Below are 16,881 nucleotides of genomic sequence, written 5' to 3'. Positions count from 1 at the left end.
ATTAGTGCACACCCATTGAGGTTTTATTGGCTGAGATTAGTTTGCCTGCTTGCTGCACATTAACTAATACCCCTTCAAACAACTTAAAAGCCCCGGCCGAGGCGATAACATCATCCGAGTCTAGCCCTTGACTCACCATGGTTGTTATTGCATCAGAAGCTAGCACTTCAATAGGCTGGTATTTTGCTCGATAGCCCTTTCCATCTGCCTCTGCGACAACCAAGTAAACATATTGCCCATTTTGATCGCTAAGAACAGCTTGATTTGGCACTGTAAACACTTCGGCCACTTTATTAACAGGGACCGAAACCGTGACTGCAGTATTAGTATCAAGTACCATTGAACTGATAGGCAATTTTGCTCGATATAAACGACTTCTAACGCTAGCGTTTACCGCATCATTAGCCGCTAAAATCACAGCCTGCATAACATCATTGCCACGACTGTTCATTGCAGATATCGTCACTTGGCTACTGACAGCTAATTTGGAATAAGGTTGCGGCACATAAAAATCAACCCAGACAAAGCCTGTATCGCCGGAGACTGACACCACTTTACTATTACTATCTAAGAAGGCGCCTATTTTAGCTGTATGAATACCTAGTCGACCATCAAAGGGAGCTTTGATGGTTTTCTTACGGATCTTATCCTTTAAGACTTCAATTTCCGCCTTAATCACCGCTAGTTCAGCAACGGCTTTATCAAGCTGCTCTTGGCTAATAGCTTCACTATGACGTAATTTTTGGCTGCGATTGTAAATCGATTGCGCTAAAGTCTCTCTTGCTGTTGCTGAGCGAATATTAGCTAACTCAGCATCAACATCTAGTTGAATAATAATGTCACCTTGCTTAACGCTATCACCTGAGTCAAAATTAACGCTGGCGACCACGCCAGAAGACTCATTGCGTAAAACGACATGATGAGGCACGACAATATTACCTATCACCTCAACTGTTTTTGTATATTCAGCGCTATCAGCTTTCACCGTTTCAACTGTTTCTGAATACTCTGGCATTGCACTTGCGTACGCCATCCCAGCAGAAATCTCTAAGTACTTTACCGTAGCTAAAATGATAACTAATGTGCTCAAAGCCAAACCCGTAAACAGCCATGCTTTTATCTTCATCTATCCTCCAAACAAACCTTAATTAAGCTGATCTGTCGCGTAGGGTAAAACATCAAGTTAACTTGAGGTCAATAGCATTTTTCAGGTTTTTACCTTTAAAAAATTCACCAATAATAGCGAGTAAGCGATGTCATCTTGTTTGGTGCTCACTAGCAATCCTAATTAGTCGCGAATTTACTATTGCGTTATTTGTATAGGCTATGCCGTTTTAAGCTACGGATAGCACGACGAAAACATTGCAAGCCAGAACATCCCTTCACTGATTTTTGCAATCGAAGAGTATTCAGCCTAATATCTCAAGTTAACTTTAGATATGATATCTTGGTATGAAGAGGAACGATTATGCCTAACAGTGATATGTCTGTCGGTGAAGTGTCAAAAAGAACTGGTGTTGCAATATCTGCATTGCATTTTTATGAAACCAGAGGCCTAATAAAATCCACTCGCAATACCGGCAATCATCGCCGTTATAGCCGTACGGTATTAAGGAAAATATCAGTCATTAAAGCGGCACAACAGGCTGGGATCTCTTTAACTGAAATTGCCGAGCAACTAGCAGCCATTCCTAACAATGATAAGGTGACAAGTACTGCATGGGAGACACTGTCTTCTAGTTGGAAGGTAAGTTTAGATGAAAAAATTGAGCGGCTAACTTTACTGAGAGACACGCTATCCTACTGCATTGGTTGTGGTTGCCTCTCCGAGAAGTACTGCAGCCTTATTAACCCAGACGATCAATTAGCCAGCAAAGGGACTGGAGCCCGTTTATTAGATCCTAAAGAAGCTGACACGATTCGCGAAATAAAAGCGCGTTATGCAGCGGAGCAAGACTAACCACAGCAATTATTTCAGCGCACTTAGTTAACAAACATTAAGTTATCCCCATAGGTATAAGAAGTTGATCTACCCAGAGTGTTTTTTCAAGAACTAATTAAAAATAAGCCAATCCAAAGTGATGAATGACACAGTGATGATTCCTTATGGGTTTATTCAGCGCAGAAGTAGCAAACTCAAAACACTCCAACAGGCGAGTTTTAGTGGTTATGATGTTGCGTTAACGAACTTGAACCTTTAAACATTCTTAGCCAACCACATGGCCAAGCATGTTCCTGACATGCTTAAGGCATTCCCGCCATCCTTGGAGGTCAGATGTAATGAATGTCATTAATGCAGGAGTATTTAATGACATTACCTCAAAGTCGCTAATCTCTCGCTGAGCGAGCAATTCTTTATACCGATTGGTATTAGGAGGCGTGAACGTGGATTTTTGCTCGGCTTTCAAGCTAGGCTATTCAATTTTTAACAATTGCCTCTAGATCTGCACAGATGATACGACGGCTCTTTTAATTCGTAGCTTTCAACAGATAAACCAGCCATGTCGCTAAGCACAGTCTAAGAATTTAAAGGCTTTAAGAGTGCCATAATCGCTGCTAAGCACATGTCCATATCATGTAGAAGTGTTCAATCACTTAACTACTACAACTTGCACAAAAAAGACTTAAGCTATCGAAAAATAAACATAAATGAGGTATGGTGGCGAAGGAAAATCAATCGTTATTAGTCATAAAGTCGCGTAGCATCCAGGATAAGCTACTAGCTCATATTGAATTTTCATTTTCTTCATAAATTCAATTTTCAGCAACCATTCGCAACGAGAGCTCAGCTAAACATTAAAAACTAAAACAATGCTGCTAGGTAACTTGTTAAAGCTTGAAATTTGGCACTAAACATTCCTTAACAATAAAAGTAACTCATATGATACAAACCTCGGACCTTGTTAATTTTGTTCAAAAGTTATCTCCACTACAGCGTGTGGTAATTCAAGCGCATGATTACCCAGATCACGACGCTATCGCTTCAGCCTATGCCATGTCAGTGCTACTCAAAGAGCTAGGGATTGATTCTATTATTGTTTATAACGGCGAAATTGACCGTATATCATTATCTAATATGATTGAGTGGCTAAATATTCCAGTGAGTCATTGCAGCAAAGCTCAACTCACTACAATGGACAAAATTATTACCATTGATGGCTGTATTGGGGAAAGAAATGTCACCGACATGCCCGGTGAAGAAATAGCAGTCATTGACCACCATGTGGTTACCCCACCAAAGAATTTATGGTTTTGTGATGTCAGAGAAGAGTATGGGGCAACGGCAACAATAATGTTCGAGTACTTTCAGGCTTTCAACATTAGTATGCCCAAAGACGTTGCTACCGCCTTATTAGTCGGTCTTAAGATTGACACCGCACATATGACCCGAGGTGTGTGCTCAGCCGATCTAAAAGCCTTTGTGATGTTCAATCAACAAGCAGATTTGGCATTAGTTAATAAAATCTGCCGCAATGAAATCACCTATTCTGAGCTTAAATTATTTGAGCACGTATGTCAGTCGGTAGAACAAACCGAAGGCGTCGGCTTAGCTACAGTGTCTATAGATTGCCCTAAAAACATGTTAGGGATTTTAGGAGACTTTCTGCTAACAGTTAACGAACTGGACGTTGTAGTCGTCGCGCAGTCCAGCCAACGCGGCATTCAGCTCTCTCTGCGCTCAGAATGCCAATATGTTGATGTTGCCAAAGTGATGAGAGAACAATTGAACATCAAAAACTTTGGTTTTGGTGGGGGCCATTCGCACATGGCTGGTGGCGTCGTGTTTAAAGAATTTCTTGATGAATTCATCGATGAAGAAGAGCTTCACCTATCTCCGATCATAGATTCGATTTTAGCTCTGAGAAGCTTCTAGTAAAGCCAGAGAGTGAAAACAGCAATGTTGCACTCATGCTTATCACAAAATGTGCTACAACGAAAAAAGCCCCATCTTTGATGAGGCTTTCGTCTTTGTATTACCGGAGCGGACGAGACTCGAACTCATGTGCTTTCTGCACAGGAAACAGACCGCTTTCTATTACAAGGTAACTAACCGACTGAACTACTGGACTACTGCTTAGTAGTTCAGTAGTAAATGGTTAGTCGCTTTAAAAGAGACAAAATGTAAACGAAAAAAGCCTCATCTTTCGATGAGGCTTTCGTCTTTTATTGGCGGAACGGTACGAGACTCGAACTCGCGACCCCCGGCGTGACAGGCCGGTATTCTAACCAACTGAACTACCGCTCCAAAACTCTTTATAAAAACTAACAATCTTAGTTTTTATTCTATTTGCTATGTCACTAACAAATAGCTTAAATTTGGTACTTGATTGGCGGAACGGACGAGACTCGAACTCGCGACCCCCGGCGTGACAGGCCGGTATTCTAACCAACTGAACTACCGCTCCACATCAAGTGCGATGAATAATACGTAGACTGTTAAACTCCGTCAATAAGTTTTTGCAGCAAATATTATCAACCAGGTAAAAAATACACAATTTTGATGTTTAACGTACAACAATCGCGATTTATGGTTTAGTTTCCAGCTTTAGGGTCATCAAAATCTTCCGGCATCATCAGATCAATCTCATCAAGCTCCATGGTTATCTCCTGCTGACGGGACTCTTTATCTATTCTTGCTTGGGTTGCAGCGAGTGCTTTTTTCAAGTTACTGCGTTTACGAACAAACAGTAAAATCAAAATACCCAGAATAAGTAAAACCGTATTGATAGTAATCAACCAAAATATTGCATCTTGTTTTGCCGAGTCTTCTGCCTGCTTGGCTTGCAACTCTGCCTTGGCTGCGAGTTCCTCTTTTGAGGGGGGGGGCTCTGGTGGTTTAACAAAATTAAAAAACAGCTCAGGCAAAGTTAAATAGATCTCCCGCCCTGCTTTAGTGGTGCTCACTGCCGTTAACTTGATTCGGTAACTACCAAAATCATTCACAGGTTTTAACTGAAACCGACTATCAGCTTCAGTTATATCTGAAATTGATTCTAATAATCGCATTCCAGCAGGCCCCATAATTTCTGCTTCAATGTGCGTCTGTGATAACAGCAATTCATTATCATCGACAGTTAGGTGCAGATCCCATCGCCCTGCTTGTGCATTTTCAGGCGCGACAATCTCCACATTAATAGGTCGAGTAGACAAGGTAAATGCTTCAGAATATTGACGCTCAAGCACGGCGTTCTTAGCATCTACCTGTAAGGTATAACCGCCCCAAGCTTGGGTTAGGTTTATTTTACTGGTAAACACACCGTCATCAGGCGTTTCATCAAGCTTTTCACCATTATCTCGATAGTTACCTACCATAAAACTGCCTGCCGCAAAGTTTTCATCACTAGGATTGTTGTCGCTGATAAATTTCGCCGTCCAGCTCATCAGATAATCTAAGCCTGGTAGGCGGACCTTTTCGTCATCACCTATCAAACGAGTCGTTAACTTTAGTCGTTCACCTTGGTAGAGCGGTTGCGGGATAGGATCGACATCGATTGAAAGTTTGGAGATTTTATCAATAACAGATCCTTCTACCACCCTCCCAATAAGCTGCCAAGGACCTGGCATGGGATTTTCAATGGTGATCATATCGCCGGTCAATCCATCCATCCACTTTACAGATTCAGGATGGCGACTGGCGTACCATTTGCTGCCATCAGGCTGAACCACAATAACAGGTGCGCTGCCGTACTCGCGTTGAATAAGCAATGTGACACTATCGACCATATGATCAATTCTAAAGCGATTTTTCAATTCAGAAGCTTGAGATGACAGGATCACGTCAGCAATGGCGATACGGCTTAGCAAGAGCCCAATAAGTATCGCCGTCACACATGTTGTTACGCGTTTAATCATAGATAAAAATCTATCCTCGCCAGATACACTGCCCAGATTTAGCGACTAAGTCGAGTCGCTCTTCATGTCTAGTTAGTTCATCGGCCGATGCGCTGATCACTTTAAGTTTTGCTCGATCTTTCGGGAGCCGATTTATCCCCCCTCCCTCTTGACCCGCTTTTTCACTTGATAGATTAAACTTAGTTTGCCCACCCGTCATGATGAGGTAAACGTCAGCTAAGATCTCGGCATCGAGTAATGCGCCGTGAAGATCGCGGCGAGAGTTATCAATGCCGTAACGTTTACACAAGGCATCGAGGTTATTTTTCTGTCCTGGATGAAGATACTTAGCGATGGCCAGAGAATCGAGTATTTGACATATCTCAGCAGTCTTCGGCCCTATAGGCTGCAACATCGAAAATTCATGATCCATAAAGCTAACGTCAAAGTTTGCGTTATGTGCCACAATTTCTGCGCCATCAATAAACTCAATAAAACTTTGCGCGATTTGATGAAACTTAGGTTTGTCAGCGACAAATTCATTGGTGATCCCATGAACTTCAATCGCTTCTTCATCAATCGGCTGCAACGGATTGATATATTCGTGGTAATGACGCCCAGTTAGCTTGCGATTTACCACTTCAACACAACCAATCTCAATAATTCGATGGCCAAGATAGATAGGGCCACTAGATTGGTTCATACCAGTGGTTTCGGTATCGAGAATAATTTGGCGTTTAGCGCTTGAAATAATGTTCATGTGAATTAATGCATTTCTCAGTTAAATTTTTGGGTATACTCGCCCAGCACTTTAGCTATGGTACCAACTTGATGACTGGACTGAAACAGATCTCTATCTTTACCGACGGTTCTTGCTTAGGAAACCCTGGACCTGGGGGCTACGGCATTGTAATGAAGTACAAAAAACATACTCATGAACTCGCTGGTGGTTTTGCATTGACCACCAATAACCGCATGGAGATGCTCGCTCCCATTGTGGCATTAGAGGCATTAAAAGTCCCTTGCCAAGTGATATTAACTAGCGATAGTCAATATATGCGCCAGGGGATCACGCAATGGATCCATGGCTGGAAACGCAATGGCTGGGTGACATCCACCAAGCAAGCGGTAAAAAATGTCGATTTATGGCACGTCTTGATGCCGTTTCGCAGTTGCACCAAATTGATTGGCGCTGGGTTAAAGGCCATGCAGGGCATATTGAGAACGAACGTTGTGATGACTTGGCACGCCAAGCTGCAGAGAAAAAGCCGACTCAAGAAGACAGCGGCTATCTCGCACAACAAGCTTAATTTGGTATAAGTTTAACTAGCTATCGGTGTTTAAAAAATCTTGGCAAAAAGCAATGAACGCCGCACCGATAGCGGTAAAGTTTCGACTCTTATGGTGAATTCGGTAGAACTTTCGTTCAAGCAGTAAACCTTCTACATTAATGACAGCCAGTTCTTTACGACTGAGCTCTTTCTCTAGCGTTAACTCTGACAACACCCCTAAACCGGCTCCCTGTTTAACGGCTTGTTTAATGGCGTCAGGGGTTGAGAAGCGAAACTTCTCTTGCGGCTGCATATCGAGCATGTTGGCGGCATTAACAAAATAATCTCTCGTGCCAGAGCCCTCTTCTCTCATGACCCAAGGTTGACCCGTCAATGCTTTAGGGCTTACTGTTTTGCCCGCTAGTGGATGTGCTGGATGACAGAAAATAAGTAAACGGTCTTTGTGCCACGCTTCAACAGCAATGCGGCTATCGAGGCATTGCCCTTCAATAAAACCCATTTCACTTCTAAAGTCGAGCACAGCATTAATGACCGCTTGGCTGTTATCAATGTCAACATTGACCAGTGTATTGGTATGCTGCTGACAAAATGCCACTGCGCTTTTCGCCAATAGGTAGTTGCCTATGGTGGAGCTGGCGCTCACATTTAGATCCCCACCGAGCTCACTGCCTGCTGGCGAAAACGCATGTTCTATTTGAGCTATTTTTTGCAATGCATCAGTCGCAAGTGGTAACAACATACTGCCTTGGGAATTCAACCGCAGGCGATTGCCAATTCGCTCAAATAAGCGAGCATCAAGCTGCTTCTCGAGTTCTGAAAGCGCCATCGAAGCAGCTGGAGATGACAGGTTAACCATTTCAGCAGCTTTTGCCACTTGCCCGCTGCGAGCGACGGCTTCAAAGATGGCAAGTTGTTTTAAGGTAATACGCATTAATAGTTTAAACCCATTATTTTGAAGATTGAGAAGTATGTCCGGTGCGCCCTGCTGTTGGCGCCGTTGACCAATTCGGCTGTTTAACTTTGCGCTTGGCTCGAACTGGGGTCAGCGGAGTTTCAAGCTTTCTTGCCACCAACACATAAACACTACCACTACTGGGCAACCACGACTTTAACGCGTGAGACCAAATACTGTCTGTTTTTAAATCCTTTAGCAGATGATGATGTAACAAGCGCTCATCCGCTACCACTTGGTAACCCAAAAGCCCTAACCAATCTTTAACTCGCGACGGCATAAAGAAGCGACCATTCCAAGGGATCTCTTGCTGGTATTTTGGCAGCATTTTTCCGATAAACATCGGGCTCAACGGATTAAAGCCAGCAATAATAAGGTGGCCACCGGAGATCAACACTCGGTCAACCTCTCGCAGCAAACGATAGGGATCTGTTTCAAACTCCAGTAAAAAGTTCATGACTACGGCATCGACACTGGCGTTTTGGATCGGCAGCTGACTGTAATCGGCCAGTATATCAGCCTCAGGTTCATCGAATAAAGAGTAGTGACAACTGACTCCTACGCCCGTTTTATCAACCTTTGCGCTCAATGGTCCAAGGCTTAACATGTAATAACCAAATACTCGCGGCCACCACGAAAACATCACTTCTTCAATACTTTCGCGGATCACCGGGCCATTTGGTAATTCTGACCAATGATAAGGTTTTAGTGGAACCCCTGAATGAGTCAATGCTTTCTCCTAAGTTGCTGATGCTCTACTTTAATAACGAAAGCCATGTACAAACAATAGCTATTCTAAGTAAACTTGTTTTAGCGCTCAAATTATTAGGACTGATTATGTTAACTGTCACACCATTACCTGCCTTTGATGATAACTATATATGGGCAATTCAAACTTCAAACATTAATGGTGCATATGTTGTCGATCCTGGTGATGCCGATGTGGTGATTCAGTTCTTGAGCGATAAACAGATCCCACTTCTAGGGGTATTGATCACTCATCACCACCATGATCACACGGGTGGTATCGCCAAGCTCCTAAGCTATTATGGCAGCAATATCCCAGTTTATGGACCCGCTGCGGAAAATATTGAAGGGGTTAATAACCCGCTACAAGCTTGTGCAAGCTTAACACTACAAAGCATTGACCTAAAAGCAGAAGTGATTGAAGTACCAGGACACACTTTAGGCCATATTGCCTATGTTATAGAAGATGCGCTTTTTTGCGGCGATACGCTTTTCAGCGCTGGCTGTGGTCGTTTATTTGAGGGAACACCGCAGCAAATGCTCACATCGTTAACACGACTAGCGCAGGTTGGAGATGATAAAAAAGTCTATTGTACCCATGAATACACGTTAGCAAATCTTCGCTTTGCTAATCGCGCAGACCCTAGCAACGTACAACTTCAACTATACATTCGCCATGCCGAGCAACTAAGAGCAAGTAATACACCGACTTTGCCGTCGTCAATAGCTCTCGAGAAAGCGATAAACCCTTTCTTACGTAGCAGTAGCAAAGAAATCAAACAATCTTTAACTGAGCAATACCAACAACCTATAAACGATGCTGTGAAATGCTTTGCACTTCTGCGTCAATGGAAAGACAATTTCTAAAAAATACTCTACAATGTCTCGCTAATCCAGTGCCACTAAGCCAGATAAAATCTGGTTTTTTTGGGCCTAAATAAAGGACACACATTTTAGATGCGCGTACCCATTTTACTTGTCGCAGGGGGGATTGCCCTGCTGACTGGTTGCCAAAACTTAAGCAGCCAAACGACTTCAGAAGGACCTAAGGCAACACCTGTTGTCGCAGAAAAAGTCACCAAAGACCCCGTTAAGCCCGAAGTCGCCGAAGTTGTCGAGGTGACTGATATTTGGGAGCGCATTCGTCTAGAACTTAAGATGGATGTTCCAGACGAAAAGTTGGTTAGACAGTACCGAGATTGGTATATCAAGCATCCGCAACATCTAATACGTGTTTCAGAGCGTGCTACGCCTTTCATGTACTTAATTGTCGAAGAAATAGAGAAACGTAACTTGCCAATAGAACTGGCATTATTACCAATTGTAGAAAGCGCATTTGACCCATTTGCTTACTCACATGGTGCTGCATCAGGTTTATGGCAATTTACCTCACCGATGGCACGTCACTTTGGCCTGCAGATGAACTGGTGGTATGACGGCCGCAGAGACGTACCTGCAGCAACCGTTGCAGCACTCGATATGCTTGAATATTTATACGACAAAACCGGCGACAACTGGTTATATGCGATTGCAGCTTATAATACCGGCGAAGGTCGTGTCATTAATGCTGCTAAGCGAAATAAACGTAAAGGCATACCGACTGATTTTTGGCACCTAAACCTGCCGCGTGAAACCGAACGCTATGTACCACAGCTTTTGGCGCTCGCTGATGTGATCAAAAATGCCGATAAATACGGTATTACGCTAACGCCAATCAGCAACGAGCCTCAAATTGAAGTGATAGACATCGGTAGCCAAATTGATCTTGCCTTAGCCGCTGATATTGCCGGTATGACTACATCAGAATTGCATAAACTTAACCCTGGCTTTAACCGCTGGGCGACAGCACCTGATGGGCCTCACAACTTAGTGCTACCAGTTGAGAAGGCATCTGCGTTCAAAATAGCGCTTAACGACACTCAAAAGAGTGAAAGACTTAACTGGGAACGTTATAAAATTAAGTCTGGCGACAGTTTAGGCCTAATTGCTAAACGCTATCGTACAACCGTATCTGCGTTAAAGTCGGTCAATGATATTAATGGCAATACCATTGTTGCGGGTAAATTCCTGCTTATTCCCGTTGCAGCGAAGAATTTAGATGAATACCTACTTTCAGCCGACCAACGTAAAAACCGTAAGCAGAATAAGACTCGCGGTCAGCAGAAGCTTACCTACACGGTTAAGTCTGGTGATTCATTCTGGAAAATTGCTAAGCAGCACAAAGTCAAAACCTCTCAGCTTGCAAGCTGGAATAGCATGGCACCTAAAGATCCATTGCAGATCGGACAAAAGTTAGTCATTTGGACTGGTAACAGTACTGCTAGCAATCAAGGATTAAAGGAAGTGATGCGTACCGTTAATTACAAAGTACGTAGCGGTGACTCTCTCGCCAGAATAGCCAGCAAATTCAATGTTAAGGTCAGCGATCTTGTTCGTTGGAATAAACTGGAGAAAAGTAAATATATTCAGCCAGGGCAAACACTTAAACTTTATGTTGATATGACTAAGGTAAGGGCTTAAATTTCTCTTTCAGTGTTTATCGTTACTGAAGTAAAATAATAATGCCGACAAGTTAATCTTGTCGGCATTATTATTTATCGCCAGCAATCACTCAACATCTTTCATTGGCCAGATAACGATGTGATCTTCAATGTCACGGATTTTGGTTTCACAAGTGACTTTACCCGCCACCGACATCCCAGCTTCAATCATCGCCTCTTTAGAGCCAGTCTTAAGAGGATGCCAACTTGGTAAGCCTCGCCCTTCATTTAACCTTCTGTATGAACAGCTATCCGGTAACCAAGTTAGCATCGCTAAGTTATCCATAGTCACCTTTGTGCAGGTAGGCACAAAACTAAAGCGCTGCTCATAGCTCTTACAATGACCCTGTTTAGCATCTAGTAACAAACAGGCTGCGTTGGTGTAGTAAAGCTCTTCAGTTTCATCATCAATCAACTTGTTGAGGCAACACTTACCACATCCATCACACAAAGACTCCCACTCAGTAGTGTTCATCTCTGCTAATATTTTTTCATTCCAAAATGCCATGCTAAAACTTACAACTCGGTTCGACTTAAAGAAACGCTATTGTACACCAGCCACCGCTCTCGTTGCACCTGTGTTCAGTTGGAATGGCTGTGAGAATCACAGTTATTGCAGGCTTGAAGGAAAAATATGACTAATACCAATTGCATTAAGTATTTGACCATTTCAGAGCCCCTCAGCCTTTTCAATTCAAAGCGCATTGGTAAAGAAATGGTTATTCCCTTTTAAGCCAATGCAAAGCAGAAGTGGAAAGACTGAAGGGCTCACGTAGTGCGGCTGAGGTTAAACAACTTGGCAAACGTTGTATGCTTCGCTATGGGATTTGGAGGTAGAGCGAAGCAGGATGCCAGAGCCGAGAATAACTATTCGCTCAAATCCCACTACTTGCCTACAACGTTTTGACTTCCCGCTGAATGGTCAAACTTTTAATGCAATTGGTATAAACAGCACTGATGGCTAAACATAAAAATAGCGGCTAATTAGCCGCTATTAATGACAGTTAACGCTGGAGTATTGAGGTTAGCTGATCGGTGGATATTTGATTCTTTCTGATAGATAAGCAACTGAAATAGCAAAGTAATTCGACTTATTCCAGCGCAGTAACCCACGGTAGTTATCGTATACTAAGTACTTACGACCTTGTTCGCCATCCGGCATCACCATAGAGATCATCATATCATCTCGATTAGGTAGATCGTTGCCATTAAAGCGTCTAACCCCCAGTGCTTGCCATTGTGAAAAGGTCTTTTTAACTGCTAAATTGGCGAGTTTTGCGTCAAAGTCAGTAGGCGTTTTAACCTGTCGGCCCCAAGTTTCAGACTCTTTCCAACCTGCTTGCTGTAGATAGTAAGCCGCAGACGCGAACGCATCGCTGCTATTATTCCAAATATCTTTTTTACCATCGCCATCGCCATCCTGAGCATAGGCTAGAAATGAGGTTGGCATAAACTGAGTTTGCCCCATCGCACCAGCCCATGAACCTTTCATCTCTTCAAAGGTAAATTGTTGCTCTTCAGCTATTTTCAACGCTGCGAAAAACTCCTTTTTAAAGAAATCTTCACGACGTCCTTCATAAGCTAATGAAGCTGTTACTGATAATACTGGATAACTGCCGGTAAGTTTGCCAAAGTTTGACTCTACGCCCCATAAAGCAACAATAAAACGCGGCTGCACCCCGTATAACTCACCAATCCTCTCAAGTTCTACCTGATGAGTTTTGAATAGGTTACGCGCTTTTTCAACTTTCCAGTCAGGCACGACTCTCGGTAGGTAAGTTTCAAGAGTCAATTTCGTTTCAGGCTGTGCTTTGTCTGAAGCAACAGCCTTTTTGAACATTTTAATTTTGGGAAAAACATCATTGATGGTCTGCTCTTTCACGCCTTGCTCTACAGCTTCAAGCTTCAGTTGAGTGACATACTCGCTAAAACTGCCTTTGCTTGCACTCGTTGCATCACTTGCTATCGCATTAAAAGAGAGCACTAACCCGCAGGTTAATGTCAAAGCTTGCTTACTCAGTAGCATAAATATTCCCTTACCCCAAAATTAAATGCTGTTATTCGGGGTTAAAACCAATGTCTTTCTTATGTTGTTCTAACAAATTAACCACAGGTGGCGGTAACTGTAAATAAAATCCTTTATCCTTCAGTTCAGCTTTAACCTTTTTGATATCAGCAAAACCAAGGTGATCACGCTTATCAATTGGTAGCATCATCACCAATTGCGGCTCACCGAACATTGCCATCAATGCCTCAGGAACTCGTTCAAATTCATTACGTTTTTCAACAAAAAGATAGCTATCCGCTTTTCTTAAACTTTTATACACAGCACAGATCATATACGACTCAATTTCCAGACTATTCAACTTGCCAGCTTATGCGGCACACTATAACATGGACTGTTAGGAATATACCCGTTCTGCCCGAAAATGCTGGGTTTGGCGGTAATTTAATGGATATCAGCGTAGCGCTGAATTTTTCTAGAGAGTCATACAGGAATGCAAACACCCAGCCTCGAATTAAAAGGCTCCTCTTTTACTCTTTCTGTTCTGCATATTAATAGCCAGGATATGGCGGTTATAGCAGCGGAATTAGACAGTAAACTTGCGATTGCACCTCAGTTTTTTCTTGGTGCGCCTTTAGTGGTTAATTTAAGTGCGATTAAAGCCAGTGACTTCGATCTTTTAGGTTTAAAAGAGATTTTAACCAGTCGCCAACTTATTATTGTTGGTATCACCAGCGCATTGCCTGTAATTAATGATATGGCCAAGTCAATTGGTTTAGCCATTGTTAAATCGGGAAAAGCGGCGACTAACCAACCTCAAATGCCAAAAACCACTAAAATCGTCAAACAAAACGTACGTTCTGGTCAGCAAATTTATGCGAAAAACGGCGATCTGATCGTCATAGGCGCAGTAGGCAATGGCGCCGAAGTTATCGCCGATGGCAGTATCCATGTCTATGGCGCATTGCGCGGCAAAGCGATGGCTGGCGCAGCTGGTGATAGGAATGCTGTGATAGTGGCACAAAAAATTGAAGCTGAACTGGTATCGATTGCTGGTCAATACTGGTTAACTGAACATCTTCAGCAAAACGAAGCCGCACAGAGTGGTTGTATTCGCCTAGAGGGCGATTCGCTTACGGTTGAATCATTGCCTCTGTAAGAGCGCAAATAAAAAGGAATAATAAATGGCGCAAATTATTGTTGTCACGTCTGGAAAAGGCGGTGTGGGGAAAACAACCTCAAGTGCAGCTATTGCAACTGGTCTCGCATTAAAAGGCCATAAAACCGTAGTGATTGATTTTGATATCGGCCTACGTAATCTCGATTTAATTATGGGTTGTGAGCGACGTGTCGTTTATGATTTTGTCAATGTCATTAATGGTGAGGCAAACTTAAACCAAGCACTGATTAAAGACAAACGATGCCCTAAGTTATTTGTATTACCTGCTTCGCAAACTCGCGATAAAGATGCCTTAACCAAAGAAGGGGTCGGAACGGTACTCGATAACTTGGCAAAGGATTTCGAATACATTATTTGTGATTCACCTGCTGGTATTGAAACGGGCGCAATGATGGCACTCTACTTTGCCGATGTCGCCATTGTGACGACTAACCCTGAGGTCAGTTCTGTCCGCGATTCAGACCGTATTTTAGGTATGCTACAAAGCAAGTCTAAGCGTGCGGAAGAAGGTCTTGAGCCAGTGAAAGAGTTTCTTTTGCTTACCCGTTACTCACCTGCCCGCGTAACAACCGGTGAAATGCTTAGCGTAGGTGATGTGGAAGAGATCCTGGCTATTCCGCTGTTGGGCGTTATTCCTGAGTCACAAGCAGTACTTAAAGCATCAAACTCTGGTGTACCTGTTATTATTGATAATGAGAGCGACGCGGGGATGGCTTATAGCGATGCCGTCGAACGTTTACTGGGTGCAGAACTGCCTTTCCGGTTCCTTACGGAAGAGAAGAAAGGTTTCTTAAAACGAATTTTTGGTAGCTAATTATGTCATTACTTGATTATTTTAAAACGAAGAAGAAACCGAGTACTGCTGCAACAGCCAAAGAACGTTTGCAGATCATTGTCGCTCATCAACGTGGCGAGAGAGATGCCCCCGATTATTTTCCGCAGATGAAGCAAGAGATCATTGAGGTCATTCGTAAATATGTCAAAGTGGGCGCAGACCAAGTATCTGTGCAACTTGATCAGAATGACGATAACCTATCAGTACTTGAGCTTAATGTGACTTTGCCTGAGCAGAGCTAACTTTAAATGACTGTTTAAGTCAAAACACCCGCATTTCGCGGGTGTTTCTATTTCAACGACTAATGATTCTTAGCTCTTAAAGCTTAAGCTCATTAAGCGCCTCACTGACAATACCTTTACGCCAACCATTGAGTATTAAAGGTATCTCTCCGGTTTTACCGTCCCATACCCATTGTAGATATTCATGGATTAGTTTTTTTGAACCTAACAGTTCAATCGGTACATTCTGCGCTTCAGCTTGCTCTGCAATACACTGTTTAATGCTTTTGAAAGCCGCCTTATAGCCTGTTTTAAGCGCCAGCACATCCAATGGTTTTGGTAGCTCTTCAAAACTGACATTAGCGATTATTTTAACAAGCTCTTTGCCGTGAATACGCTTCTCTTGCTCGGTAAGCTCCGTAAGTTTATACAGATCATTACTGTTTTTCGGCATCTTCTTCGCAAGTGCAATCAAAGCATGATCTTTGACGACAAATCCAAGAGCTAAATCTTTTATTAGCGCACGTTTAAGGCGCCATTTAGCTAACGCTTTTAACACCGCTAACTGTCGCGGCAATAACTGGAAAGCATTTTTGACCTTTAGATAAGCAACTTCTGGATCCGGCGCATCTAGACGACCTTGTGTCATCCTCTCACCGTCTTCATAAACCCAATCTAACCTTCCCTGTGACTCAAGCTTGTCAACCAGTTGAGGGTATAGCTCGTACAGATAGTAAACATCGTTTGCGGCGTAATTTAACTGCGCTTCGCTCAGTGGTCGTTTCAGCCAGTCGGTGCGAGACTCGCCCTTATCCAGCGTTATATCCAGAGTTTGTTCAACTAACTTTGCATAACCTAGCCCGTAGCCCATGCCACAAAGGCCTGCGGCAATTTGGCTATCAAACAGTTTATTGGGCTGACAAGCTCCATTCTTTGCAAAAACTTCTAAGTCTTCACTGCATGAATGGAGTAGCTTAATGATGCTGCTATCGGTTAATAAAGCCCAAAATAAGCTTAGATTGGTCACTGCGAGTGGATCGATCAGCGCGAGGGTTTTACCGTCGTAAGCTTGAATAAGCCCTAGGCGAGCGTAATAAGTACGAGTTCTGACAAATTCAGTGTCAATCACCAGTAATTTGGCTTCACGGTATTGCGCTACTAGCGCCGCTAAACTGGTATCATCGTCAATATATTGAAACGCTAACAAAGTCTTCTCCAAAATCCTGAAATAAGCTTAACTCGACCAAATAATGCAAAAACCGGCATACGCCGGCTTT

16 protein-coding genes, 2 tRNA genes and 1 pseudogene are annotated in these 16,881 nt (G+C 43.0%); 8 read left to right on the top strand and 11 right to left on the bottom strand.

Annotation, left to right across the window (positions count from 1 at the left end):
- Position 1 precedes the first annotated feature (1 nt).
- On the bottom strand, positions 2-1,126 hold the full coding sequence (locus SWP_RS10330; protein WP_020912413.1) for an efflux RND transporter periplasmic adaptor subunit: 1,125 nt from the start codon (positions 1,124-1,126) through the stop codon (positions 2-4).
- Positions 1,127-1,468: 342 nt separating this feature from the next.
- On the opposite strand from SWP_RS10330, the gene soxR reads away from it, so the two are divergent.
- Both soxR and SWP_RS10320 read left to right on the top strand, forming a co-directional pair.
- Complete coding sequence (soxR, locus tag SWP_RS10325; protein WP_020912412.1) at positions 1,469-1,960, top strand: redox-sensitive transcriptional activator SoxR; 492 nt, start codon at positions 1,469-1,471, stop codon at positions 1,958-1,960.
- Positions 1,961-2,881: 921 nt separating this feature from the next.
- A complete protein-coding gene (locus tag SWP_RS10320) occupies positions 2,882-3,874 on the top strand; it encodes a DHH family phosphoesterase (protein WP_044555837.1) in 993 nt (330 codons plus the stop codon).
- A gap of 294 nt (positions 3,875-4,168) precedes the next feature.
- On the opposite strand, the gene SWP_RS10315 is transcribed toward SWP_RS10320, so the two are convergent.
- The 4 genes from SWP_RS10315 to dnaQ form a co-directional block, all read right to left on the bottom strand.
- Positions 4,169-4,246: transfer RNA gene (locus tag SWP_RS10315), tRNA-Asp, on the bottom strand.
- A gap of 83 nt (positions 4,247-4,329) precedes the next feature.
- Positions 4,330-4,406: transfer RNA gene (locus tag SWP_RS10310), tRNA-Asp, on the bottom strand.
- A 127-nt stretch (positions 4,407-4,533) separates the two neighbouring features.
- On the bottom strand, positions 4,534-5,853 hold the full coding sequence (locus SWP_RS10305; protein WP_020912409.1) for a TIGR03503 family protein: 1,320 nt from the start codon (positions 5,851-5,853) through the stop codon (positions 4,534-4,536).
- Positions 5,854-5,863: 10 nt separating this feature from the next.
- Positions 5,864-6,592 carry a DNA polymerase III subunit epsilon gene (dnaQ, locus tag SWP_RS10300; RefSeq protein WP_020912408.1) on the bottom strand — a complete coding sequence of 243 codons (729 nt, stop codon included), beginning with the start codon at positions 6,590-6,592 and terminating at the stop codon, positions 5,864-5,866.
- A 71-nt stretch (positions 6,593-6,663) separates the two neighbouring features.
- Between dnaQ and rnhA the strand changes: the two are divergent.
- Positions 6,664-7,142 (top strand): annotated as a pseudogene (gene rnhA, locus SWP_RS10295) (ribonuclease HI).
- A 16-nt stretch (positions 7,143-7,158) separates the two neighbouring features.
- Here rnhA and SWP_RS10290 read toward each other — a convergent pair.
- Positions 7,159-8,055, bottom strand: coding sequence for a LysR substrate-binding domain-containing protein (locus tag SWP_RS10290; protein WP_020912406.1), 897 nt, complete (start codon positions 8,053-8,055; stop codon positions 7,159-7,161).
- 16 nt (positions 8,056-8,071) lie between these two features.
- The gene (locus SWP_RS10285; RefSeq protein ID WP_044555836.1) at positions 8,072-8,806 is read right to left on the bottom strand and encodes a class I SAM-dependent methyltransferase; all 735 of its coding nucleotides are present in this window, start codon (positions 8,804-8,806) and stop codon (positions 8,072-8,074) included.
- A 107-nt stretch (positions 8,807-8,913) separates the two neighbouring features.
- Between SWP_RS10285 and gloB the strand changes: the two genes are divergently transcribed.
- Both gloB and SWP_RS10275 read left to right on the top strand, forming a co-directional pair.
- The gene (gene gloB, locus SWP_RS10280) at positions 8,914-9,690 is read left to right on the top strand and encodes a hydroxyacylglutathione hydrolase (RefSeq protein WP_044556378.1); all 777 of its coding nucleotides are present in this window, start codon (positions 8,914-8,916) and stop codon (positions 9,688-9,690) included.
- A gap of 90 nt (positions 9,691-9,780) precedes the next feature.
- Positions 9,781-11,343, top strand: coding sequence for a lytic transglycosylase (locus SWP_RS10275; RefSeq protein ID WP_020912403.1), 1,563 nt, complete (start codon positions 9,781-9,783; stop codon positions 11,341-11,343).
- 87 nt (positions 11,344-11,430) lie between these two features.
- Here the strand turns inward: SWP_RS10275 and SWP_RS10270 are convergent, their stop codons facing one another.
- The 3 genes from SWP_RS10270 to SWP_RS10260 form a co-directional block, all read right to left on the bottom strand.
- Complete coding sequence (locus SWP_RS10270; protein ID WP_044555834.1) at positions 11,431-11,871, bottom strand: YcgN family cysteine cluster protein; 441 nt, start codon at positions 11,869-11,871, stop codon at positions 11,431-11,433.
- A gap of 516 nt (positions 11,872-12,387) precedes the next feature.
- Positions 12,388-13,389: a lytic murein transglycosylase gene (locus tag SWP_RS10265; RefSeq protein WP_020912401.1), complete on the bottom strand. Its 1,002-nt coding sequence runs from the start codon at positions 13,387-13,389 to the stop codon at positions 12,388-12,390.
- A gap of 31 nt (positions 13,390-13,420) precedes the next feature.
- A complete protein-coding gene (locus tag SWP_RS10260) occupies positions 13,421-13,702 on the bottom strand; it encodes a YcgL domain-containing protein (RefSeq protein ID WP_044555833.1) in 282 nt (93 codons plus the stop codon).
- A 159-nt stretch (positions 13,703-13,861) separates the two neighbouring features.
- Here SWP_RS10260 and minC point away from each other — a divergent pair, with 159 nt between their 5' ends.
- The 3 genes from minC to minE are packed head-to-tail and all read left to right on the top strand — an operon-like array spanning position 13,862 to position 15,625.
- Complete coding sequence (gene minC, locus SWP_RS10255; RefSeq protein ID WP_020912399.1) at positions 13,862-14,527, top strand: septum site-determining protein MinC; 666 nt, start codon at positions 13,862-13,864, stop codon at positions 14,525-14,527.
- 25 nt (positions 14,528-14,552) lie between these two features.
- Positions 14,553-15,362: a septum site-determining protein MinD gene (minD, locus tag SWP_RS10250; protein ID WP_020912398.1), complete on the top strand. Its 810-nt coding sequence runs from the start codon at positions 14,553-14,555 to the stop codon at positions 15,360-15,362.
- A gap of 2 nt (positions 15,363-15,364) precedes the next feature.
- The gene (minE, locus tag SWP_RS10245; RefSeq protein WP_020912397.1) at positions 15,365-15,625 is read left to right on the top strand and encodes a cell division topological specificity factor MinE; all 261 of its coding nucleotides are present in this window, start codon (positions 15,365-15,367) and stop codon (positions 15,623-15,625) included.
- Positions 15,626-15,701: 76 nt separating this feature from the next.
- Here minE and rnd read toward each other — a convergent pair whose 3' ends face one another.
- Positions 15,702-16,811 carry a ribonuclease D gene (gene rnd, locus SWP_RS10240; protein ID WP_020912396.1) on the bottom strand — a complete coding sequence of 370 codons (1,110 nt, stop codon included), beginning with the start codon at positions 16,809-16,811 and terminating at the stop codon, positions 15,702-15,704.
- Between the last annotated feature and the right edge of the window lie 70 nt (positions 16,812-16,881).

The sequence above is a fragment of the Shewanella piezotolerans WP3 genome, assembly GCF_000014885.1.
Lineage (GTDB): Bacteria > Pseudomonadota > Gammaproteobacteria > Enterobacterales > Shewanellaceae > Shewanella > Shewanella piezotolerans.
This window is presented reverse-complemented; position numbering and strand designations above follow the sequence as displayed.